Source organism: Qipengyuania sp. NPDC077410, from assembly GCF_044543405.1.
Taxonomy (GTDB): Bacteria; Pseudomonadota; Alphaproteobacteria; order Sphingomonadales; family Sphingomonadaceae; genus Qipengyuania; species Qipengyuania pacifica.
On the sequence record NZ_JBITWB010000002.1, the window covers coordinates 1030635 to 1053563 of the forward strand.

Genomic DNA, 22929 nt, shown 5'->3' on the forward strand with positions numbered 1-22929 from the left:
GCCCGCGGGTCGCGTAACCGCGGGGATCATGAATCCGATTCGCCGTCTGCAGCTGCCTTCTTGCGACCGAAACGCTTCAACCGCTCGTTAAGGGCCAGTAATCGCTCACGCAATCGGGCCTGTTCGGCGATGGAGCCTTCCGGGTCACGTTCGAAACGCGCAGTGGCTGCGGAAAGCGCAGCCTCAAGCGCAGGTCTTTCGACCAGCAAAGACACGGCCTCGGCCAGATCCTCGCGCGCATCAACCGGGTCGGTGCCTTCATGAAGGAAGGCGAATGATGTTTTTTCCGGTGGGGCGGGAAGGCCTCGTTCCAGCGATATGGTCGATCGTGCGGACAAATCAAGCGTTTCGGCGGCTTCTACCAATGAATCGAGCGCGGGACCGACATTTTGATCACGTCTGGCCAGATCGGACAAGGCTTCCTCGTGTCGCAGTATCTGATCCGGGAACTTCACCAGGCCGGCAATCACCGCCCGGGTCAAGGCATCGCGGGCACCTCCGGTCATCGCTCGGGTAAGGCGATCGCGGGCATTCGGCGAAAGCGTTGGAGCGGGCTGTTTGAACTGCCCCTTCTTCCAGTCGCTGCGTGGACGAAATTCGCGCTGCGGGCGAGGGGGGAAGGCAAATGTAGAGAAGCGTTCGAGCAGTTCGCGCTTGTAGAGTGCACGAATGTCGGGGTGTTGGATGTTCTCAACGTGCTCAAGGAGGCGCGCCTTGAAGCCCGCCTTGTCTTCCGGTGAATTGAGCGGCGAAGCGGCTTTTTCGAAGTCCCAGAGGGTATCGAGCAGACTGGAAGGCTGACCCAGAAGCTCCTCGAGCGCCGCGACGCCTTTCTCCCGTATCAGATCGTCGGGATCCAAACCGGCAGGCATGCGAACGATGGAAAGGGAGTGGGCGGGGCGAAGCATGGGAAGAGCCCGTGCCACTGCTCGCATGGCGGCGCGTTGTCCGGCATTATCCCCATCGAAACACAGGATCGGCTGCTCCACCTGTCGCCAGAGCAGTTCGATCTGGTTCTCGGTCAGTGCGGTGCCCAGCGGGGCAACCGCCTCCTGAATTCCTGCATTGGCTAACGCAATCGCATCCATATAACCCTCGACTACGATAAGGCGGCCGCTTTGGCGTGCGGCAGGCGCTGCGCGGTGAAGGTTGTAGAGCGTGCGACCCTTGTCGAAGAGCGGCGTGTCGGGACTGTTCAGATATTTCGGAGCATTCGGATTGGCTTCGCTGTCGAGAATGCGTCCCCCGAAGGCAATCACTCGTCCACGCGTATCGTGAATCGGCAGCATCAAACGACCGCGAAACCGGTCGTAAGGTTCCTTGCCCTCGACGGTGATCCGCATTCCGGCCTCTATGAGCATAGGCTCGTCGAACCGGGCGAGAGCACGCTTTAGGGCCTGCCGATCTTCCGGAGCGTAACCGAAACCGAACTCCCGGATGATGGCATCTGTAAATCCTCGGCGTCCAAGATAGCTGCGCGCCTGCATCCCGTCGCTACCGCGCAACTCGTCTTCGAACCATTCTTGAGCGGCGCCGGTCACATCGTGGAGGCTGGCGCGCTTCTCCGCTTGCTGGGCTGCTCGGGGGTCGGGGGCGGGGACTTCCATGCCCGCTTCGGCCGCCAGCTCTTTCACTGCGTCCATGAAGGGCATGCCCCTCTGATCGGTCATCCAGCGAATGGCATCGCCATGCGCCTCGCAGCCGAAGCAGTGGTAGAAGCCCTTCTCGTCATTGACGTAGAAGCTGGGCGTTTTCTCGTTGTGGAATGGGCAGCACGCCTTGAACTCACGCCCAGCCTTGGTCAGCCGAAGGGTACGACCGATCACTGCGGACAGCGTGGTCCGCATGCGCAATTCGTCAAGCCATTGGGGAGACAGGGCCATGAGGTCTCCGACCTTACCCGCGCCCTGCCGAGACCGCTAGCGCGGGCGGGCGCCCTCCACAGGCTTTTCTTCTGCCGGGAAGGGGCCGGTAGCAATGGCCTGATTGCCATCGACCTCAAGGAGATACGTTTCGGCGGGGCCTTGAGGTGGCGTAGTGGACTGCCACCAGAACGTCATTGTGCCGCCCGGTTTCCAACCTGAACCGCGCGATACTCGCCAGATCAGGCTGCCGCTATCGTTGGTAATCGAGATGGCGTCAGGATCGCCAAGCGTCGCTTCCGCTTCCGCAGTGGAATAACCGACCGATTGGTTGAACCCTGAAACTTTGCGGATCGTGCGGAACAAGGTCGGAGCGCTTTCCATCACCTCAGGACCGTCCGTTTCGGCCATCTCCGTCCCATCGTCTGCATCGGTAAGGGTCACGCTGTGCACGTATGTGTACACTGTCCCCTCAGGCATTTCGCCTGGTTTGCATTCAGCCGTATCGGCGGGGCACGCAACATAGCTGACGAGGCGACCGATCTCGCGATTACCTGCGCTAAGCACGGTGCGAACCTCAGGGCCTTGCGGGCCGACGATTTTCGCTCCGAGTGTCGACAGATCGAGATCGGCTCCGACGAGGGTGCGCGGTGCGGCAACGGTTGGTGTGGGGGTAGGCGCAGGCTCTGGTTCAGAAGACCCGCAGGCTGCCAGCATGCCAATCGATAGGAGGGCGAGGGCGTTCTTCATGAAAGTGCTTCCTTCACCAGACTGCTTGCCTTGCTCATATCCAGCGTTGCGCCGTGACGGCTTTTGAGTTCTGCCATAACCCGGCCCATATCTTTCATGCCTTCGGCCGAAAGATCGGTTTTGATCTCGGCGATAGCAGCGCGGGTTTCTTCCTCGCTCATCTGCTTGGGGAGAAACTCCTCGATCACTGCGAGTTCGCTTTTCTCCTTGTCGGCGAGCTCCTGCCGTCCTCCGTCCTCATACATCTCGATCGATTCGCGACGCTGCTTGGCCATTTTCAGCAGGACGTCCGTGACGAGTTCGTCATCCTCGGGCTTCTTGTCGGCCGTACGCAATTCGATATCGCGATCCTTGATCTTTGCCCCGATCAGGCGGAGCGCAGCGGTGCGATCCTTGTCCTTTGCCTTCATGGCGGTGACGGTTTCGGCCTGGATATTTTCGCGCAGCATGGGAATTCCCGGTGTTTGGAGGTGGTTTTGGCCACTCATTTAGAACAGTGCACCGATATGCCAAGTGTTCCGCTTGACGGGAATCGTCCCGGTCCCTAGCGGCTGGGACTTAGCACACATCGCTGGAAACCTTTTTACCCGGAGCGCCCATGGCCCTGTCCGCATCTTCGCACGCGCAACCCAAAGGCGCGACCGGAGTCCTCGTCCTTGGCGACGGCACCGTAATCTGGGGCAAGGGCTTCGGCGCCAGCGGTCACTCAGTGGGCGAAGTATGCTTCAACACCGCGATGACCGGGTATCAGGAAGTGATGACCGATCCTTCCTACGACAGCCAGATCGTGACGTTCACCTTCCCGCATATCGGCAATGTCGGCGCGAACGAGGAAGATCACGAGAGCCGTGGGCTGGGCGCGGTGGGGCTGGTGGTGCGGCAGGAGATCACGCCGCATTCGAGCTTCCGCGCGCAGAACGAGTTTTTGGAATGGTGCGTAACCCACGGAAAGATCGGACTTTCCGGCGTCGATACGCGCGCTTTGACGCGGCGGATCCGGATGAGCGGGGCGCCGAATGCGGTTATCGCACATAATCCGCACGGAGAATTCGACCTCAAAGCCTTGAAAAAGCAGGCGGAAGAGTGGGGCGGGCTGGAGGGGCTCGACCTTGTTCCGGGTGTGACGCGGGAAGGGCAGGAAAACTGGACCGGCGGGCACTGGCAGCTTGGTTTCGGCTATGGCGAAGGCAATGCCGACAGGCCCCACGTGGTCGCGATCGATTACGGCGCCAAGGATAACATCTTCAGAAACCTCGTGAAAGCGGGCGCCAAAGTGACCGTCGTGCCCGCAAAGACCTCGTTCGACGAGATCATGGCGCTGGAACCCGATGGCGTTTTTCTGTCGAACGGGCCGGGCGATCCGGCGGCCACCGGACAGTACGCAGTCCCGTCAATCATACGTATGATCGAGGCCGATATACCGTTGTTCGGTATCTGTTTGGGGCATCAGATGCTCGGCATTGCGGCTGGCGCGAAGACGGCAAAGATGTTCCAGGGCCATCGCGGCGCCAACCACCCCGTCCAGCGGGTCGGGAGCGAATGGGGCGAGAGCGAAGGCCTCGTCGAGATCACCAGCATGAACCACGGCTTCGCCATCGACGGTGAAACCCTGCCGGACAATGTCGAGCAGACCCATGTCTCGCTGTTCGATGGCACCAATTGCGGGATCAGCATCAAGGGCAAGAAGGCCTTCGGTGTCCAGTACCATCCCGAGGCCAGCCCCGGCCCGCAGGACAGTTTCTATCTCTTCGAGAAGTTCGTGGGAATGTTGGGATGAGGCGCCGATACGAATTCGTCATCCCCGGATCTGCTCCTGAAACAGCAGGAGCAATCACTGCGCATGTCTCCTTTTACGATATGGCCAAAATCTAATGCCCAAACGCACTGACATCTCCTCGATCCTCGTCATTGGCGCAGGTCCCATTATTATCGGCCAGGCGTGCGAGTTCGACTATTCGGGCACGCAGGCGATCAAGGCGCTTAAGGAAGAGGGCTACCGGGTCATCCTGGTGAACTCCAATCCCGCGACGATCATGACCGATCCGGAAATGGCCGACGCGACCTATGTCGAGCCGATCACGCCGGAAATCGTCGCGAAGATCATCGAGAAGGAGCGGCCCGACGCGGTGCTGCCGACGATGGGTGGGCAGACGGCGCTCAATTGTGCGCTCGACCTTGCGAACCAGGGCGTTCTTGAGAAATTCGGCGTTACCATGATCGGCGCCAATGCCGATGCCATCGACAAGGCCGAGAACCGCCAGCGCTTCCGCGAGGCGATGGACAAGATCGGTCTGGAAAGCGCGCGCAGCGGCGTCGCCAATACGGTCGACGAGGCGTTCGCGGTGCTGGAAACCACCGGTCTTCCCGCCATCATCCGCCCCAGCTTCACACTTGGCGGGACGGGCGGCGGCATCGCCTACAACAAGGCGGAATTCGACCGTATCGTTCGCGAAGGTCTGGATGCGTCGCCCACCACCGAAGTCCTGATCGAGGAATCGCTCCTTGGCTGGAAAGAGTACGAAATGGAGGTGGTGCGCGACCGCAAGGACAATTGCATCATCATCTGTTCGATCGAGAATGTCGATCCGATGGGCGTGCATACGGGCGATTCCATCACTGTCGCACCGGCGCTGACGCTGACCGACAAGGAATACCAGATCATGCGCACCGCCAGCATCGAAGTGCTGCGCGAAATCGGTGTGGAAACAGGCGGTTCGAACGTACAGTTCGCAGTCAATCCGCAGGATGGCCGCCTGATCGTGATCGAGATGAACCCGCGCGTATCGCGCAGTTCAGCGCTGGCTTCGAAGGCCACCGGCTTTCCGATCGCGCGCGTCGCGGCGAAACTGGCTGTCGGTTACACGCTGGACGAGATCCAGAACGAGATCACCGGCGCAACGCCGGCAAGCTTTGAACCGACCATCGACTACGTCGTGACGAAGATTCCGCGCTTTGCCTTCGAAAAGTTCAAGGGCTCGAAGAACGAGCTGTCGACCGCGATGAAGTCGGTCGGCGAAGTCATGGCGATCGGGCGGTGCTTTGCCGAAAGCATGCAGAAGGCGCTGCGTGGTCTGGAAACCGGGCTGGACGGGTTCAACCGGATCACCGAGTTCGAAGGGCTGAGCCGCGAGATCGTGATCGCATCGCTTTCCAAACGCACGCCGGACCGCATTCTCAAGATCGCCCAGGCTTTCCGTGAGGACTTCACGGTCGAGGAGATCGCCAAGATCACCGGTTTCGATCCATGGTTCCTGCGCCAGATCGAGGCAATCATCTATGAAGAGAAGATGATAGGCCACAATGGCTTGCCCAATGATGCGGCCGAAATGCGCCGCCTGAAGGCGATGGGCTTTTCCGACAAGCGGCTTGCCACGCTGGCTGTGCGGTCGGTGGGCGTCGCAGGCGGGCTCGGCGAAACACAGGCGAAGCGTTCCGGCCTGCTGCATGACGCGCTGCGCGCCATGGCGGGCGCGACGAGCGAGGAAGAAGTCCGCAAGCTGCGTCGCAAGCTGGGCGTCTATCCCGTGTTCAAGCGGATCGACAGCTGTGCTGCCGAATTCGAGGCGATCACGCCCTATATGTATTCGACCTACGAAGCCCCGAGCTTTGGCGAGGCGGAGGACGAGGCCGATCCGAGCGACCGCAAGAAGATCGTTATCCTGGGCGGCGGGCCGAACCGCATCGGGCAGGGTATCGAATTCGATTACTGCTGCGTCCACGCGTGTTTCGCGCTGGCAGAAGCCGGGTTCGAGACGATCATGGTCAACTGCAACCCGGAAACGGTTTCGACCGATTACGATACGTCCGACCGGCTTTATTTCGAGCCGCTGACCGAAGAAGACGTGCTGGAGATCATGCGCGTCGAAATGTCCAAGGGTGAAGTCGTGGGCGTGATCGTCCAGTTCGGCGGTCAGACCCCGCTGAAACTAGCCGCTGCGCTGGAACGCGAAGGCATCCCGATCCTGGGCACGTCGCCTGACGCGATCGATCTTGCCGAAGACCGCGAGCGCTTTGCCAAGCTGGTCAACAATCTGAAGCTGAAGCAGCCGATGAACGGCATCGCCAAGAGCCGCGACGAGGCGGCAGCCGTGGCCGCGCGCATCGGCTATCCGGTGCTGCTGCGCCCCAGTTACGTGCTGGGGGGAAGGGCGATGGAAATCGTCGACAGCGAGGCCCAGCTCGACGATTACATCAACACCGCGGTGAATGTGTCGGGCGACAGCCCCGTGCTGGTCGACCAGTATCTGCGCGATGCCATCGAATGCGATGTCGACGTGGTGTCGGACGGCGAAGAGGTCCGCATTGCGGGCGTGATGCAGCATATCGAGGAAGCAGGCGTGCATTCGGGCGACAGCGCCTGCACCCTGCCGCCCTACAGCCTTTCCGGCGACATCATCGCCGAGATGGAGCGCCAGGCGATCGACCTAGCCAGGGCGTTGCAAGTCCGCGGTCTGATGAACGTGCAGTTCGCGGTAAAGGAAGGCGAGGTCTATCTGATCGAAGTGAACCCGCGCGCCAGCCGTACCGTGCCATTCGTGGCCAAGGCCATCGGTCGTCCAATCGCCAAAGTGGCGGCACTGGTCATGGCAGGCCAGCCGCTGACCAGTTTCGAGCCGTTCGACCTCAACCCCAATCACATGGCTGTTAAAGAAGCCGTGTTCCCCTTCGCTCGCTTCCCCGGTGCCGATCCGGTGCTTTCACCGGAAATGAAGTCGACCGGCGAAGTAATGGGTATCGACCGCAGTTTCGCGGCCGCCTTCCTCAAATCCCAATTGGGCGCGGGAATGAAACCGCCGCAGTCGGGAACGCTGTTTGTATCGGTGAAGGACAGCGACAAAGCGTTGATCGTGCCGGCGGTGCAGACCTTGCTGGACAAGGGTTTCCGCGTCATCGCAACCGGCGGGACCGAGCGCTACCTCGCCGACCAGGGGCTTAAGGTCGAGCTGGTCAACAAGGTGGCCGAGGGACGCCCCCACATCGTGGATGCGATCATCGATGGCGAAGTCCAGTTGATCTTCAACACGACCGAAGGCTGGCAGTCGTTGCTCGACAGCAAATCCATCCGCGAGGCGGCGCTGGAAAAGAAGCTGCCATACTATACGACGGCCGCTGCCTCGCTCGCCGTTGCGCAGGCGATAGCAGAGGTTTCGCCGGACCAGCTTGAAGTGCGTTCATTGCAAGACTATTATAGCTGACGAAGAATACGCCTGCTCCTCCATACATTCGAACCGCCTGGGTTCCGCAAATCGGCGGACCGGGTTTGAATTGTCCCGAGGGTGAGCATGAACAGGAAGGGCAAGGGGTCCTATGGAAAAAGTGCCGATGCTGGCCGAGGGTTATGAAAAGCTCACGGCAGATCTCAAAGCCCTGCGGGCGGAACGACCACTGATCGTCGATGCGATCGAGGAAGCTCGGGCGCACGGCGACCTGTCGGAAAACGCCGAATACCACGCTGCCAAGGAGCGCCAGGGCCAGGTCGAGGCCATGATCGGCGACCTGGAAGACAAGATCAGCCGCGCGCAGATCATCGATCCGACAACGCTGTCGGGCGACAAGGTTATCTTCGGGGCAACCGTTACCCTGCTGGACGAGAACGACAAGCCAGTGCGGTACCAGATCGTCGGCCAGACAGAAGCCGACGCCGCAAAGGGCCGGATCAGTTACAATTCACCGATCGGCCGTGCGCTGATCGGCAAGCAGCTCGAGGAAGAGGTCGAAGTGACCGTACCTTCCGGCGACAAGTTCTACCTGATCGACAAGATCGAATTCATCTGACGAGATTTTCCGTCGCCCAACTGCAAATCGGGGAAGCCCGATGCAGGTGGGCGATGGCGAACTCTCGATATTCGACTGTAACCGTCCCGCCCGCTCGCAAGCTGGGCGGGATTGGGTTCTTACGGCCCGTCTGCCTAATCAGGCTTCCGGATCGAGCAGTTTGTGAAGGTGGACGATGACGTATTTCATTTCCGCATCATCGACCGTGCGCTGGGCATTCGAGCGCCACGCTTCCACGGCATTTTCATAGCTGCTGAACACGCCGGCAACGTGAATGCTTTCCGGATCGCTGAAGGTTACGTTGCGGGGATCGGTGACCCGGCCGCCCATGACCAGATAGAGCGCCTGTTTGCTCTCTTTTTCTTCCATGTTCTGACTTTCTCGATGGGGAGGGAGGATGGTTGCGCCACATAGCGAAAGCGGCGCCACAGGCAAGTCTGTCGCGCCGCTCAGTTATCCTGCGATGCAAGATCGCTGTTGTTCAGTATTTCAGACGCGTGCGTAGCGAACGATAGGCGCGGCTGCCCTTGCGGCCTGCCTTGCGGCGCGAACTGCGCAGCGCATCGCCTGCAACGTCCAGCTTGTAGGAGGTGTCACGGCGAAGACCGCGAGCCGCAGTGGCTGCATTATCGCCGAAATCTTCGAAGCGATCGCCAGCATATTGTGCGCCGCTGGCCACGCTGTCCATCATGCGGGCGCCGTAGGCCATGACTGCATCGGCAGCCAGGCCGGCAAACATACCGCCACGGCGGCCGAGATTGCGGCCGCGCCGCGTCATTGCACCGATGGCAAGACCTGCGACAAGCACACCGCCAACGACGGCGAACGGGTGGCGCTTGGTGAATTCAAGCGCACTGTCGGCAGCATCGTGCGCCTGATCGGCAAGCGAGCGTTCCTGGATGCGCTGTTCGCCAGCATCGATGCGCGCACGAAGCTCTTCACGCTTCTGTTCGTCGCTCAGATTGCTGTCGGCGCTGATGGGGGTGACATTGTTCTTGGCTGCTTTGGCCATGATTAATCTCCGGATTTCGCGTTCGTCAGACCAACGGCCCTGGAAGGGTTAATGTTCCGACCTGGGGTAATATCCGTCATCTTCATCATCGGCGTCGGTATCGATGCCGAACAATTCCAGGATGGGGTGACGGGCGAACCAGACCACTATCGCAGCGATCAGCGCGGCGAGCGCGCCCTTGTTGTCTTCGGCGACATCGAGGGCTTCGTCGTAGAGGTCCGTCGCGCCTTCGCGCACGCGGTCGAGCGCGCGTTCACCCAAGCCTTTGTGCGCAAAGTTGGATTTGAGCGTCTTGATATCGGCATCGATCAACGCGCGCGCGGAATCGCGCAGATGCTTGTCTTCCAGCATTCGCATTCGGCGAGAAGTCATTCATCGTCCCCTTCGAAAGCGTCGCGGATATCGTCGATCCGGCCTTTGAGAAGGCGCAGCATGATCAAGCCGATTACGACAAGGCTGATAGTGACGATCAGCGTGGCACCCAGCGGCCCGGTAATGGGTATGAGAGCCAGAACGAGACCAACCGTCGCCGCGATCAGGGCGAGATGAAACATGCCGAATGCGGCAAAGATGTAGATCAGCGCGCTCTTGACGCGATTGCCCACAAACCCCGCGCGGCTTTTCTGAAAGCGCAATTCGGCTTCGGCATAGGTCTTGCCGTCTTCGAACAGTGCCAGCACATCGTCCGTCAGTGAGAACTGGCGCGCCTCCGGTTCATCCGTATCAGGAGCGCTGTGTCCGTCAGGTAAATCGAGCGGGCCGGGATAACCCTCGGCCCGCTCGTTATCATCGTCCCGCATTTCTGCCCCCGACGCCACTCGCTTAGCGCGAGCCGCGGAAGAGGCGCGAAAGCATGAAGCCGACGACCGCCGCAATTCCCAGCGCCTTGCCGGGGCTCTTGCGAACGAATTCGCGACCGTCTTCTACCAGGTCGTCGACGCTCTTTTCGTCGAGCTTGCTGGCGTAACCGTCGATCGATTTGGACGCGCTGCGGGCATAATCGCCGTATTTGGCGCCGAGCCGTTCATCGACCTGATGCGCGTTTTCGTTGACCAGCTTGCTGAGCGAACGCAGGCCTTCGCCAGCCTTCACCTTACCTTCGGTAGCGAGTTCGCGGCCCTTGACCTTAGCGTCTTCACCATAGGCCTTGGCTTCGCTCACCCAGTCATCGCCCTTGTGGCGAGCCTGGTCGCGATAGGCTGCTGCGCGGTCCTTGCCCTCAGCCTTGAGCGCTGCGGCGCCGGCCTTGGCTTCTTCCAGCGCGGCGTTGAAGCGCGACTTGGCTTCGGCGCGGTTGCTCAAGGCGGTGGTGTTGGTAGCGGTATTGGTCACGGGAGCAGTCTCCTTGGCTACGCCTTTCTTCGCCACGGTCTTGCGCGGCTTGCTGGCGGTTGTTGTTTTGCTTGATGCTGGTTTCTTTGCGGCAGAGGCTTTGCGCTTGGTTGGTATGCCGTCTGGTGTGGTTTCAGCCATAGTACTCGTCCTTGCCCTCAATTCGTATTCGTTCGGCGAATTCGCCTTCGATGGTGCAACGCAACTTGCGCGCCAATGTTCCGGCGAATAGAGCGCTGCCGACTCCCCATCTGGGGGTGTTATAGCCCATTACAACACCTTTGCCCGGAGCGCTTTGACCCATGACCGCGATTATCGACATCCATGCCCGCGAAATTCTCGATTCGAGGGGCAATCCAACCGTCGAAGTCGATGTGCTGCTGGACGACGGCAGTTTCGGCCGCGCCGCCGTTCCCAGCGGAGCGTCCACCGGCGCCCACGAAGCGGTCGAACTGCGTGACGGGGACAAGGATCGCTATCTCGGCAAGGGCGTGACCCAGGCCGTCGGCGCCGTGAACACCGAACTCAGGGATTTGCTGGTCGGTGCATTCGATGCCGAAGACCAGCGCGACATCGATCTGTCCATGATCGCCCTTGATGGAACGCCGAACAAGGGCCGCATCGGAGCGAACGCCATCCTCGGCACGAGCATGGCCGTGGCGAAGGCTGCAGCGAATGCCCGCGGTCTTCCGCTCTATAGCTATATCGGCGGCGTATCGGCACATGTTCTTCCCGTGCCGATGATGAACATCATCAATGGCGGCGAGCACGCCGACAACCCGATCGATATCCAGGAATTCATGGTAATGCCGATCGGTGCGGACAGCCTGACCGAAGCCGTGCGCTGGGGCGCCGAGGTGTTCCACACCCTGAAGAAGAAGCTGCATGAAAAGGGCTTGGCCACAGCCGTCGGCGACGAAGGTGGTTTCGCCCCCGATCTGGCCAGCACGCGCGATGCGCTCGACTTCATCATGGCGTCTATCGAGCAGGCCGGGTTCAAACCAGGCGAGGATATCGCACTGGCGCTCGACTGCGCGTCGACCGAATTCTTCAAGGACGGCAAGTACGAAATTTCCGGCGAGAGCCTGTCGCTCGACGGTCATGAGCTGGCCGAATATCTCGACAAGCTGTGCCGGGATTATCCCATCCGTTCGATAGAAGACGGTATGGCGGAAGACGATTTCGAGGGCTGGAAGGCCTTGACCGACCGGATCGGCAACACCGTGCAACTGGTCGGCGACGATCTGTTCGTCACGAACCCCCAGCGCCTTCGCGAAGGGATCGATCAGGGCCTTGCGAATTCTCTGCTGGTGAAGGTCAACCAGATCGGCACGCTCTCGGAAACGCTCGATGCAGTCAGCATTGCAAACCGTGCCGGTTATACAGCTGTCATGTCGCACCGGTCGGGTGAAACCGAAGATGCGACGATCGCCGATCTGGCGGTTGCGACGAACTGCGGTCAGATCAAGACCGGCTCGCTCGCACGCTCTGACCGGCTTGCGAAATACAATCAGTTGATCCGCATCGAGGAAGAACTGGGCGACAGCGCATTTTACGCCGGGCGTGGATGTTTCGGCCGTATTGGCAGCTAGCTTTTGGCGGCCACCCGGATCTGAGGGCAGAAGAGCTACTCCCATTCGCGTGAGCAGACGGGCATGTTCTGATTAATTGTCAGGACGCTCAACGCTCGCTAGCGTTGCGCCATTGCTCGTTGTGGGAGAGGGGCGTGGCAGGATTTCCGGTGCATCCGGATGGGGTGACGGCCGATTGGCTCGGCAATGTACTGGGCGTGCCGGTGGATGCCGTCCGCTGGGAACCCATCGGCACGGGTCAGGTGGGTGACAGCGTCCGCTTTCATTTCGCGAGTGAAGGGGCCGAGAGGACCCTTGCGGGGAAGTTTCCTGCTGCAGACACTGCCAGCAGAAATACCGCTGCGATGCTGGGCCTTTATCGCAAGGAGGTCGAATTCTACCGATCTGCGGCAGCTCTACTCGAAGTCCGTGTCCCCCAGATATTCTTCGCCGACGTCGATGAGACTGGCAGCGATTTCTTCCTGTTATTTGAAGACGTCGGCCCGGCAAGGCAGGGCGACCAGATCAGCAGTTGCAGCATAGCTGATGCTCGCGCTGCCATGATCCAGGCAGCCGCAATTCACGGGTCTAGCTGGGGCCGACAGGATCTGCTCGAGGCATCGTGGGTCGCGCCGCTACCCGATCTCCGTGCGAAGTTGAAGGTGATGTATCCCCAGGCGCAGGCAGTATTCCGTGATCGTTACGCCGAAACCCTAGAACCCGAATACATGAGAATCTGCGACGATCTGGCAGATGCGAGTACGGAATGGTTCGAGCGGGAGGCACCAACGCAATGTCTGGTTCACGGCGACTTCCGTCTTGATAACATGCTCTTCGACATCAAGGGTGGACGGGAACGTATCGCTATCCTCGACTGGCAGACCGTCACTGCCGGCAGACCGATGACGGACGTGGGTTACCTCCTGGGGTGCGGACTGGGGCAGGCTGTTTGGCAGGAACACGAGTGGGACTTGCTGGATCTCTGGCGCGCAGAAATGCACCAGCGGGGAATGGTGTTTAGCCACGACGACATGGAAATGGATTACCGGCTCGGCATCCTGCACGGTGTGTCGACAGCCGTGTTCAGTGCAGCATTCGTCGAACGGACCGCGCGCGGCGACGCGAATTTTCTGTCTATGGCGCGCGGCGCGTGTTCGTTGGCACTTGCCCGCGAAAGTATGGCTGCGTTGAAGGAGGCGTTGTAATGGTTCTAAGCCGCGGTGACGATTACCCCATCCACCAGACGCCCGAACCCGTCGCCTACGCCGGCACGGACCGGAATTTTTACGATCGGTATTTTTTCAACGGCTACGCGCCGGATGGCAGCGGGTTCTTTGCCGTTGCGCTCGGTGTATATCCGCATCTCGATGTGATCGATGCGCATTTCAACGTGGTGCACGAAGGAATACAACACTGCGTCCACGCAAGCGCTGAGCTAAGCATGGAACGTATGGTCATGGCGGCGGGCCCGATTTCCATCGAAATTATTGAGCCGCTGCACATGCTTCGCATCCGGCTCGAGCCCTTCGATGGGATTTCCGCAGACATTACCTTTACTGGCCGCGCCTTCCCCATTGAGGAGCCACGGTTCACTCACCGTATCGGTCCGCGCGCCTTCATGGATTACACGCGTCTCACCCAGAACGGTCGTTACACCGGATGGATCGAAGTGGACGGGACAAAGCGCGACCTTGCCGCAGGCACGATGGGCACCCGTGATCGCAGCTGGGGCGTGAGGCCCATCGGTGCGCGCGATGCGCAGCCGATTCCCGGATCACCGGGCCCGGCGTTTTTTTGGCAATGGACGCCGATCAACTTTCCAGATGGCAGCCTGTTCTTTCACGTAAATAATGATCAGCACGGCAATGCGTGGAACACCCGTGCTGCGTGGGCAGGAGAGGGCGCTTCGGTAGCCGAAATAGAGGAGGGGCACGGCGGCATGCGAACGCGCCTTCGCTCCGGAACGCGCTGGCCATCCGGAGGGACGCTATCCCTGGCACTACGCGGAGCGCCTGAACAGGTCACGTTCGAACCGCTAGGGCGCTTTCAGATGCGCGGCCTTGGCTATACCCATCCAGAATGGGGACACGGCCTCTATCACGGCAAACTGAAGGTCGAGCGGGAGGGTATCGATCTCTCCGATATCGAGCCTCTTGCGCCTGAGAACCTGCATGTCCAATTGCCCGTCCACGTCGTTGCCAGTGACGGGGCGGAGGGCATCGGGGTGTTCGAGCAGCTGATCATTGGGCCTTTTTCCCCTTTGGGCCTCGATCAATTGCTCGACGGCGCCGCTTAGGCCGCGAACCTTCCTTGCAGATCGTAAAGCGCCAAGGCCGCCTTGGCAGCTTCGCCGCCCTTGTCCTTTTGTTGCGGATCGGCGCGGACCAGCGCCTGTTCCTCATTCTCGACCGTGAGGATCCCGTTGCCGATGGCCATACCGTCCATCGTCAAAGCCATGATCCCTCGCGCGCTTTCGCCTGCGACGATTTCAAAATGATAGGTTTCGCCGCGAATGACCACGCCAATCCCGACATAGCCGTCGTAGTGGCCGCTCTCCGAAGCTAGCGCGATTGCGCCCGGAACTTCGAGCGCGCCGGGAACGGTCAGCACTTCACACGCGTGTCCAGCGGCTTCGATAGCCGACCGAGCGCCGGAAATGAGCATGTCGTTGAGGTGGTCGTAGAAACGGGCTTCGACGATCAGGAAACGGGCCATAAATGTTACTCCGGGATTGGCATGTGATCGACGATATCGAGGCCGTAGCCCTCGATCGCCACGACGTTCGGTTGCGAGTTGCTGAGCAGAATCATTTGTTCGATACCCAGATCCGCAAGTATTTGTGATCCGATGCCGACATTGCGCTGTTCGTCGCGCCCCTGATCGCCCCAATCGGCGCGCCGGCCTGTCAGCAGGACGATGACGCCAGAACCATGATCGCCGACAACCTGCATTGCGCGCTGAAGAGTGCGCTTGCGCGGCCCGGGCTTGCCCAGCAGATCATCGAAAATCGAAATGGGATGCACGCGGGCCAAAGTTGGCTCACCTTCGACGACCTGGCCTTTCTGCAGCACGTAACTCTCGCTTCCGTCGATGGTGTTGCGATAGGTCATCAGTTTCCAGTCGCCGCCATAGTCGGATTGAAACTGGCTCTCGGATATACGCTCGACGAGATGATCGTACCGCATCCGATATTCGATGAGATCGCGGATGGTACCGATCTTCATATCATGCTTGCGCGCGAAGCTGATCAAATCGTCGAGGCGGGCCATGGTCCCGTCTTCGTTCATGATCTCGCAGATCACGCCCGAGGGATTGAGGCCGGCGAGGCGGGAGATGTCCACTGCGGCTTCGGTGTGTCCTGCGCGGACAAGCACGCCGCCATCGCGGGCAGCGAGCGGAAATACGTGGCCCGGGGTGACGATATCGTCCGGGCCCTTGCTGGAATCGATCGCAACGGTAACCGTGCGTGCCCGGTCGGCAGCGCTGATACCGGTGGTGACGCCTTCCTTTGCCTCGATCGAGGTCGTGAAAGCGGTCTGCATGCTTTCACGATTGTCGCGGCTCATTGGCTGCAAGCCGAGCGCTTCCACCCGTTTGCGGTCCAACGACAAACAGATCAGTCCGCGCCCGTGGGTGGCCATGAAATTGATGGCGCTGGGCGTTGCCATCTGGGCCGGAATGATGAGATCGCCTTCATTCTCGCGATCCTCGTCGTCCACGAGGATGTACATCCTGCCGTTGCGGGCTTCGTTGATGATTTCCTCGGCTCCGACGATCACCGGCGTCTCGTCGTTGGCTTCCAGAAAGGCTTCGAGCTTGGCAAGCGTTTCTGTGGTTGGGTTCCAGCTATCGTCGCCGCAATCGCGTAGCGTATTGGCGTGGAGGCCGGCGGCTCGGGCGAGACCAGCGCGGGTCATCAGGCCCTGCGACACCAGCGTACGAACTTTTTCGATCGTGTTCATGCGATGACTGGTATCACATTTCGATGTGATGTCCAGCACCTCGGTCACATTGAATGTGATGCGACAATACTCTCGGGCGATGAGAAATGCACTGAAGGGGGGGTGGTGGACGCACTAGGGCTCGAACCTAGGACCCGCTGATTAAGAGCGGCGTCTTGTACCCTTTTCGTTTCTTTCTGTTTGCTCGCCAAACTACGCTCAAAGTCTTGAAACGATTGAGGAATTTAAATCGCGGATTAGTCTAACCTACGCCACGACTTTATTACATCTGATTACGTGGCGATTACGTGGGAGAGCGTCTCACAATGGCGAATCAGTCTATCACGGTCCGCTCCGTGCGATCCGTAAAGCCGAACCCCAAAGGCGACATTTATATCTGGGATACGATATTAAAGGGGTTCGGGCTACGCACTACACCGAGTGGTGCTCAATCCTTCGTATTCCAGTATCGAGTCGACGGAGGACCGGCACGGCGCAAAACTATCGGCCCAGTCGGCAGCCCCTGGACACCAGCCACGGCAAGAGAAGAGGTGAAGCGTCTTCTCATCCAGGTCTATCAGGGTATCGATCCAGTTGAAGCGAAACGCGAAGCCAAGCGAAAAAAGGAAGCGCTCAATTTCAAAGCGTACAGCGAGAAGTTCGTAGAGCTTTACCTTAAAGAGAATTGGAAGGGGACGTGGAAGGCTGCGCAACAAACCTTGCAGAACGTAGCAATCCCTCGCTGGGCCAACATGGCGGTTAACGAAATATCGCGTGCCGACATTGTGAAGGTCATGGATGAGTATTCCGATAGACCCGCTCGGCGAAAGGATATTCACTCGGTTCTGCGCAAGCTGTTTAATTGGGCAACTGATCGCGAGGATATCGAAGTGTCCCCGCTTGCCGGAATGAAGGCGCCCAAGGCTGTTCCGGCTCGTCGCCGGGTTCTTGATGACAAGGAAATGGTGGCTCTATGGAAAGCCAGCGAAAAGGCCGGTTGGCCATGGGGTGCATTCGTCAGGATGCTGATCCTCACGATGCAGCGTCGTCAGGAAGTTGCTGAAATGGATTGGTCTGAGATCGATATAGACGCGTGCCGGTGGGTTCTGCCTGCGGCTCGAGCTAAGAATGACGAAGAGCACATCATTCCTCTTTCCAAGCTCGCCATGAAGGAACTCAACCGGCTCTCACCAAAACCCAGTGGGCTGGTGTTTACGACGACTGGGACAACTCCCGTCTCAGGTTTCTTCAAAGGCAAAAAAGCGCTCACAGAAGACATGCTTGAGTATCTTCAAGCCTGTCAGATTGAGTTGGGTGGCGATCCCGAGAACGTAAACCTGCCTAACTGGCGACTGCATGACATCCGCAGGACTGGTGCGACCAATCTCCAGTCGCTCGGGATTCCTGTCGAGGTCACTGAATCTGTCCTCAACCACATAAGTGGGACGAGGGCAGGGGTTGCAGGCATCTACAACCGCTACAAATACGACAATGAAAAACGGGCTGCACTTGATGCCTGGTGCGCAAAGATCGAGGCGATGATCTAGAGACATAGCCCTTTGGCATCGCAGAAGGTGGACTGTCGCTGACAAAGGTATCCAGCTGGCGTGCATGGCTAAGCCATGCCGCCTGCCTTCCGGCGAGGATGGGAGGGGGAGGGAACACCGCAAATCGATGCCCTGGCGCGGGCCAGCGGGCGTCAGCCCGCCACCCGGGGGCGTTTATTTGCGGTTTCGGGAACGAGAGGGCGAAGCCGTTGGTGTTCCCGCGCAAGGATCGCGCCAGCGATCCGCACAAACAACGGCACCCTTGCGACGGCGCGAAGTAGCCGGATGCGCTGCGCGCGCGACCAGCGCGCCAGCGAGCTTTCGGTAAAGAGAGAGGCAAGAGTGCCTGCGGGTTAGCTCAAAGACGCCGCGCCCTTAGGAGCGCGAAGCGCGGGAGAGATCGCGTCCTCCATAAATTCCCGCTCAACTTCCAACTGCTCCCAATCCTCAAATGAATGGGCCGGGACTACAGGCCCGGTCCGCACAATTGATAGAGCAGGTCGCCGTCAAGGGCAGCCAACATCAAACAAGCGATTAGCGCCGTTCCGAATGACAAAAACTGGGGCGAAAGCTGACTGTCTCGTCCTAGCCAATACGTATGCATAGCCGGCATTCATGCTGTGGCTCGCAGATGTCTCCAGCCGATGCGTTGACGCAACAGTATGGCCGTTGCAGCTGGACCGCGACTTCTGAACTGCTATCCTGCACGGACCCGCAAAAGCAACACTGGATGAGTTGCGGCTGGACCGCGATTTCTGAACTGCTATCCTGCCCCGCCACCCCCGACCACACAGCCGAAAGTTGCAGCTGGACCGCGATTTCTGAACTGCTATCCTAATGGCCCCCTCCAAGATCGAACGCGCCGAGTTGCAGCTGGACCGCGATTTCTGAACTGCTATCCTGCTCTCACCAGCCAACCCGCTCTGTTCGATGTTGCAACTGGACCGCGATTTCTGAACTGCTATCCTTCACACTAGCACCGCAAGCCGATGCGTTGCGTTGCAGCTGGACCGCGATTTCTGAACTGCTATCCTGGACGAAGGACTGCATCCCGCAGATCTGTCGTTGCAGCTGGACCGCGATTTCTGAACTGCTATCCTCGATGTACTCTCAAACCGTTGAACAAAAACGCATTTGAGAGGCATCGGGTATAGCAAAACTCTCCTGCCGGAACGTCAGAACAGCGCAAGCTGGCCGGGATTTTTGCGTTGGCGGCGGCGTGACTGGCCGTTAAAGCGGATGATGTTCTCATATTGCCGGTCGACGTGCAGCCCGAGCCTCCGCATTGGCGGTGTCCCCCGACTTTACCCGTTCGGCCATCAAGAGGAGTGCCTGTCCTTCCTCCCGGCCAAGTGCGGCGAGCAGTCTTCCCTGATTGCGGATCTTCGTCTGCACGACAGCTTGCCAGGCTCGTTTGCGAAATGGAAGGCCTGCATCCCATTGCGCACGAAATGGGCATTCTGAGCGTGGTGTCCCTCGACCGGAACCATCATGGCGACTGGTGCGTGATTGGCGGCGCACAGCACCATTATTGTGCAGCGCTCCGCCAGCTTGACGACCAGATTGGCGGTCCAGGTTACGCCGTGGCCATGGACGATGACGGCGGCGATATCGTCTAGTCCCACGCGTCCCGTCTCGCCATCATCCAGAGTGACGAGCAGCAAGCCGCGATGAGCAGACAAATGCACATTGTCGGTTGAATTGTCGACGATCCGGTCCGTCAGCGATGTAAGCCCCTGTTTTTCCTTCAGGAAACGTCTAACCGGTCAAGGTAGGGGCGAGGTTAACTCTATCGCCCCATCAATCACGCGGACCGGGATCATGAATATGACCGAGTTCGTCGATACGGACTTGCCGTGCGCTTGCTGACTTCAGGCCAGATGCTGATGAGGTGAAATAACGGAACGGGTCATCACCAACTTCATGGCGCGCCTTCAATGCCCCTGCTTCATTATGGGCGGCGAAGGTAATCTCTCCTCGCGAGGCAAACTTCACCACCCGCATGATCTCCCGCGCACCGCCATCGCGCTCCACGGCAATCAAATCATTTTGCCGCAGACTGAGCACCTTCTTCGCCGCCGGATGCGGGCGCGCCTCGGCAAAATCCCGCTGGTGCGCATCGAACATCGAAATGATGCTGGATTGTTCGTTGCCTTCGCGATCCTTCCACCTTGTCACCCATTTGCCATCCGGCAGGCGCCAGACATCAAAGCGGGCATTAGCATCGCCCTTCACTGCCTTGTAGGCGCGCCCATCCTTGTCACGGATCGGGATGACGTTGAGCGGTTCGGTCAGGCGGACGCGACGAATGCCTTTGAAGGAGCCATCGAGCTTGGCGAATTCGCGCAAAGCCCTCTCGAATTGCTTGCCGCTGGTGCCGCGCGTTGCCTTGAACAGGGCTCCCTGCAAATCGTGATCGGGCATCCGCTCCGGGTCGGTCAGGTCGGCGGGCTTGAGGCTCAGGAGCGGTTTGCGCGTGACGACGATCGGCACGCCCTTGGCATTGGTGCGCCCGGTCAGGCCATAGGCGGTGTCATTGTGCAACCGGCCCGAGGTGATGTCGCGATCCTTATCGGGTTTACCTTTGCGCCCGTGATCGGGTTTGAAACTGACGGTGGTGGCGCAGAGTTTTTCGCGCAGATCCTCGCGGAACCCCTCCCACGGCTTTGGCAAATCGACAAACTGACGGTCCAGATGTTGGTCCTCCGCGCGCCCTGCAGCATTGGCAATCCTCTGGATCATGCCCGCATCGGTCGCCCCCACAACCGCCGCGTCAATCGCATGGTGACGATGATCGAGCCGGTTCTTGGGCGCATTGGAATGCTCATTCTCCACCCAGTTATGGTCCGGCAGAATATCGTTGAGGCTCCACAAGCGACGCAGCATGGCGGTCATCCGCCCGGTGACGGCGTAGACCCGGCGCCCTTCGTCCGGCGTATAGAGGCTGGCGAGATACTTCCCAGCAATGCGTGAGAGATATTGCGTATCGGTCAGTTGCCGGGCGATAAAACCGCCATCACGTTCCACGCGTTCCATCGCGTCGGGGCCAAAACGCCACTGCTTCGATTTGTGCAGACGTGCGACCTGATCCTGAATGATCGGCCAGCGGTCGGTTTCGCCCCACCGTTCCCACGGGGTCTTGTTCCCCTTCTGCTTGTTGCAATGGCCGTGTGAAGCAACCTTGTTGGCCACGCTATCGTCAAGACAGCGCGAATAGGGGATGATGTGGTCAATGTCAGCTGACCCGTTCATCAGCATCTCGATGGAGATCATCTCGCCGCAATAGGGGCATCTGCGGTCGAGCGGATTGGCAGGGTTCAATTGTTCCCAGATCCGCAGCAACATCCGGTTGCCGCCTGTATCGCGCTGTCCAATTTCCGCGAGCTTCTTGCTGCGCTCAGCCGCTGCATCGGTGGTCTGCTTAATGCGCCGGTTATGCACGGCCTTCTGTTCTTCGTTGAGCTTCAATTCACGCGCCAGCTCGACATAGATATAGTCCGGACGTCCGTATCGCCGAACAATCGCGTTTACCAGTTTGCGCAGCTGGTTCAGCCCGATATGGACGGTGGGGTTGGTGATCTTGCCCCATTGGCGTTCGAGTTCGTCGGCATAATCCTCCTTGCCAGGCGCAATTTCGCGGGCGAGGATCTCCCCGTAATAGGGCAGCATTTCATGCGCCTCGCCTGTGCGATGATCGCTGTGGTGATAACCTGCGTTTTCCGCCGCCTGCGCATAGGTAACGACATCAGCCTTAAGCTGTTCGAGAAGCGCCGTGGTGGCAGTAATACCGAACCGGCCATGCCCCTCGGGCAGGCGGGCATTGGCGATATTCTCCGCCGTTTCCCGGTCGACGCTGTGTTCCGATTGCAGCCAGGCGAGCAGTTTTCTGGTATCTTCTTCGTTCAGCAAACGCTCGATGATCGCCCACTGTTTTTCGGTAGAAAATGTCATCCAGTCCGGGCCGAAGCGTTCCTTGTGCATCAACTCGGCGCGGACCTCGTCGCCGATCAGATCCTTGCGGTTTTCGCTCTCCTTGTTGAACCGCTCCCCTTCCTGCAGCTTCATGATCCCGCTCAGAGTTTTGAAGGTGACCTTCTTCTTGTCCTGCAATTTCAGGATCAGCTTGTCGCGCTCGTCCAGGGTCAGCTTGCGCGAAGGCGCACCGGCGGAGACCACCTCTAGCTGATTGACCTCTTCATAGAGGCGGCGCTGCTGGAACAGCGGATGCGCCTTAGGCAAGCGCCTTTCGTCTTCGGGAATGCCATACCATCCGGCAAAGCTGCATTTGCCCACCACTTGCGCCTTCAGCGGACGCTGGAAGAAGATCACGCGGTGGATCCCGTCTTTCGCCTCGTTAGTCAGCAGCGAAGGGTGATGTGGTGCCTGCGCAGCCCAGATTTGCTCAAACTCATATTCGTAGTGCCTGCGGTCGGGGTAGAAGTAATAACCATCGGCCTCGGGGCGCATCCTCACGCGTTTCACATCCTGCCGATGTAGGTACTCGCCCAGCGAGCGCGCACCGGATTCTGCGATGGTCTGATCCAGCGCCTTGGTACCACTGGCGATCTTACCATCCTCATTGTCCTTCAAAACACGATCCGCCTTGCGGTTCGATTTGAACCCGCGCCGCTGGTTGAGGTGGAACAGCGCCCGCCCGATCTGGTGCGGGGCCAGCTTTTCATCGAGCGCGCCGACACGCAGCGCATAGGGATCCTCGCTGTGCAACGCATTGCCCGCCCGCTTCTCCGCAGGAAGCAGTCCATGCTTGATCAGGACATCGACCAGTGCCGAGCGCCGTCCCAGATATCGGTCACGCCGCCGCCGCATGGCCCGCGCATCGCGCCGGTCCACAGCCAGGCTGGCCCCGGACTTGGGATCACGGCCATCGGAGAAGATGCGCACGCCGATATCGCGGATCGTATCGCCATCATACAGGCACCATCCGATCGAATTAGTGCCGATATCCAGACCAAGACGTGTGGCCATCCAATACTTCCCTCAAATCAACGTGCTCGAGAAAGAATTGCATCCAGCTGAACGATGGTCTATAGGTTTTTCTTCAGAAATCGCAGGTCTGGTTGTGAACAAGCAGCTTGACTGCACCAAATAAGGCGGGGGCTACGGCCCCCGTTTGCTTTT

Annotated in this window: 20 protein-coding genes and 1 CRISPR repeat array; of the genes, 9 read left to right on the top strand and 11 right to left on the bottom strand. The window is 59.5% G+C overall.

Annotation, left to right across the window (positions count from 1 at the left end; genetic code table 11):
- Window positions 1-26: 26 nt before the first annotated feature.
- The 3 genes from dnaG to ACIGGE_RS13000 are packed head-to-tail and all read right to left on the bottom strand — an operon-like array spanning window position 27 to window position 3061.
- On the bottom strand, window positions 27-1883 hold the full coding sequence (gene dnaG / locus ACIGGE_RS12990; RefSeq protein WP_397490667.1) for a DNA primase: 1857 nt from the start codon (window positions 1881-1883) through the stop codon (window positions 27-29).
- 36 nt (window positions 1884-1919) lie between these two features.
- Window positions 1920-2612 carry a hypothetical protein gene (locus ACIGGE_RS12995; RefSeq protein ID WP_397490668.1) on the bottom strand — a complete coding sequence of 231 codons (693 nt, stop codon included), beginning with the start codon at window positions 2610-2612 and terminating at the stop codon, window positions 1920-1922.
- A complete protein-coding gene (locus tag ACIGGE_RS13000) occupies window positions 2609-3061 on the bottom strand; it encodes a GatB/YqeY domain-containing protein (protein ID WP_103023409.1) in 453 nt (150 codons plus the stop codon). The genes ACIGGE_RS12995 and ACIGGE_RS13000 overlap by 4 nt, the downstream gene beginning before the upstream one ends.
- A 149-nt stretch (window positions 3062-3210) precedes the next feature.
- Here ACIGGE_RS13000 and carA point away from each other — a divergent pair, with 149 nt between their 5' ends.
- The 3 genes from carA (at window position 3211) to greA (ending at window position 8387) form a co-directional block, all read left to right on the top strand.
- Window positions 3211-4389, top strand: a complete 1179-nt coding sequence (carA, locus tag ACIGGE_RS13005) for a glutamine-hydrolyzing carbamoyl-phosphate synthase small subunit (protein ID WP_397490669.1) — start codon at window positions 3211-3213, stop codon at window positions 4387-4389.
- A 94-nt stretch (window positions 4390-4483) separates the two neighbouring features.
- Window positions 4484-7807, top strand: coding sequence for a carbamoyl-phosphate synthase large subunit (carB, locus tag ACIGGE_RS13010; RefSeq protein ID WP_103023411.1), 3324 nt, complete (start codon window positions 4484-4486; stop codon window positions 7805-7807).
- 112 nt (window positions 7808-7919) lie between these two features.
- Window positions 7920-8387, top strand: coding sequence for a transcription elongation factor GreA (greA, locus tag ACIGGE_RS13015; RefSeq protein ID WP_103023412.1), 468 nt, complete (start codon window positions 7920-7922; stop codon window positions 8385-8387).
- Between the two features lie 138 nt (window positions 8388-8525).
- Here the strand turns inward: greA and ACIGGE_RS13020 are convergent, their stop codons facing one another.
- From ACIGGE_RS13020 to ACIGGE_RS13040, 5 genes are all read right to left on the bottom strand, one after another.
- Window positions 8526-8756 carry a DUF4170 domain-containing protein gene (locus ACIGGE_RS13020; protein ID WP_103023413.1) on the bottom strand — a complete coding sequence of 77 codons (231 nt, stop codon included), beginning with the start codon at window positions 8754-8756 and terminating at the stop codon, window positions 8526-8528.
- Window positions 8757-8868: 112 nt separating this feature from the next.
- Window positions 8869-9399 (bottom strand): hypothetical protein, encoded by a 531-nt coding sequence (locus ACIGGE_RS13025; protein ID WP_397490670.1) that lies wholly within the window; start codon window positions 9397-9399, stop codon window positions 8869-8871.
- A gap of 48 nt (window positions 9400-9447) precedes the next feature.
- Window positions 9448-9771 (bottom strand): hypothetical protein, encoded by a 324-nt coding sequence (locus ACIGGE_RS13030; RefSeq protein WP_222827411.1) that lies wholly within the window; start codon window positions 9769-9771, stop codon window positions 9448-9450.
- Window positions 9768-10199 (bottom strand): phage holin family protein, encoded by a 432-nt coding sequence (locus tag ACIGGE_RS13035; RefSeq protein ID WP_397490671.1) that lies wholly within the window; start codon window positions 10197-10199, stop codon window positions 9768-9770. The genes ACIGGE_RS13030 and ACIGGE_RS13035 overlap by 4 nt, the downstream gene beginning before the upstream one ends.
- A 22-nt stretch (window positions 10200-10221) precedes the next feature.
- The gene (locus ACIGGE_RS13040) at window positions 10222-10731 is read right to left on the bottom strand and encodes a hypothetical protein (RefSeq protein ID WP_397490672.1); all 510 of its coding nucleotides are present in this window, start codon (window positions 10729-10731) and stop codon (window positions 10222-10224) included.
- Between the two features lie 13 nt (window positions 10732-10744).
- Between ACIGGE_RS13040 and ACIGGE_RS13045 the strand changes: the two genes are divergently transcribed.
- From ACIGGE_RS13045 to ACIGGE_RS13060, 4 genes are all read left to right on the top strand, one after another.
- Window positions 10745-10963: a hypothetical protein gene (locus ACIGGE_RS13045; protein ID WP_397490673.1), complete on the top strand. Its 219-nt coding sequence runs from the start codon at window positions 10745-10747 to the stop codon at window positions 10961-10963.
- Between the two features lie 70 nt (window positions 10964-11033).
- Window positions 11034-12323 (top strand): phosphopyruvate hydratase, encoded by a 1290-nt coding sequence (gene eno, locus ACIGGE_RS13050; RefSeq protein ID WP_397490674.1) that lies wholly within the window; start codon window positions 11034-11036, stop codon window positions 12321-12323.
- A gap of 134 nt (window positions 12324-12457) precedes the next feature.
- Window positions 12458-13507, top strand: coding sequence for a phosphotransferase family protein (locus ACIGGE_RS13055; RefSeq protein WP_397490675.1), 1050 nt, complete (start codon window positions 12458-12460; stop codon window positions 13505-13507).
- Window positions 13507-14598, top strand: coding sequence for a hypothetical protein (locus ACIGGE_RS13060; RefSeq protein WP_397490676.1), 1092 nt, complete (start codon window positions 13507-13509; stop codon window positions 14596-14598). The genes ACIGGE_RS13055 and ACIGGE_RS13060 overlap by 1 nt, the downstream gene beginning before the upstream one ends.
- Here the strand turns inward: ACIGGE_RS13060 and ribH are convergent.
- Both ribH and ribB read right to left on the bottom strand, forming a co-directional pair.
- Window positions 14595-15017 (bottom strand): 6,7-dimethyl-8-ribityllumazine synthase, encoded by a 423-nt coding sequence (gene ribH, locus ACIGGE_RS13065; protein WP_196846212.1) that lies wholly within the window; start codon window positions 15015-15017, stop codon window positions 14595-14597. The genes ACIGGE_RS13060 and ribH overlap by 4 nt on opposite strands.
- 5 nt (window positions 15018-15022) lie before the next feature.
- A complete protein-coding gene (gene ribB, locus ACIGGE_RS13070) occupies window positions 15023-16264 on the bottom strand; it encodes a 3,4-dihydroxy-2-butanone-4-phosphate synthase (RefSeq protein WP_301642785.1) in 1242 nt (413 codons plus the stop codon).
- 305 nt (window positions 16265-16569) lie between these two features.
- Here ribB and ACIGGE_RS13075 point away from each other — a divergent pair, with 305 nt between their 5' ends.
- Together ACIGGE_RS13075 and ACIGGE_RS13080 are read left to right on the top strand one after the other, a co-directional pair.
- Entirely contained in the window at window positions 16570-17790 is a 1221-nt protein-coding gene (locus ACIGGE_RS13075; protein ID WP_397490677.1) for a tyrosine-type recombinase/integrase, read from the top strand.
- A 668-nt stretch (window positions 17791-18458) separates the two neighbouring features.
- A CRISPR array of direct repeats spans window positions 18459-18890; the repeat unit is 36 nt; unit sequence GTTGCAGCTGGACCGCGATTTCTGAACTGCTATCCT.
- Window positions 18891-19211: 321 nt separating this feature from the next.
- Entirely contained in the window at window positions 19212-19409 is a 198-nt protein-coding gene (locus ACIGGE_RS13080) for a hypothetical protein (protein WP_397490678.1), read from the top strand.
- Window positions 19410-19590: 181 nt separating this feature from the next.
- On the opposite strand, the gene cas9 is transcribed toward ACIGGE_RS13080, so the two are convergent.
- Window positions 19591-22776: a type II CRISPR RNA-guided endonuclease Cas9 gene (gene cas9, locus ACIGGE_RS13085; RefSeq protein WP_397490679.1), complete on the bottom strand. Its 3186-nt coding sequence runs from the start codon at window positions 22774-22776 to the stop codon at window positions 19591-19593.
- Between the last annotated feature and the right edge of the window lie 153 nt (window positions 22777-22929).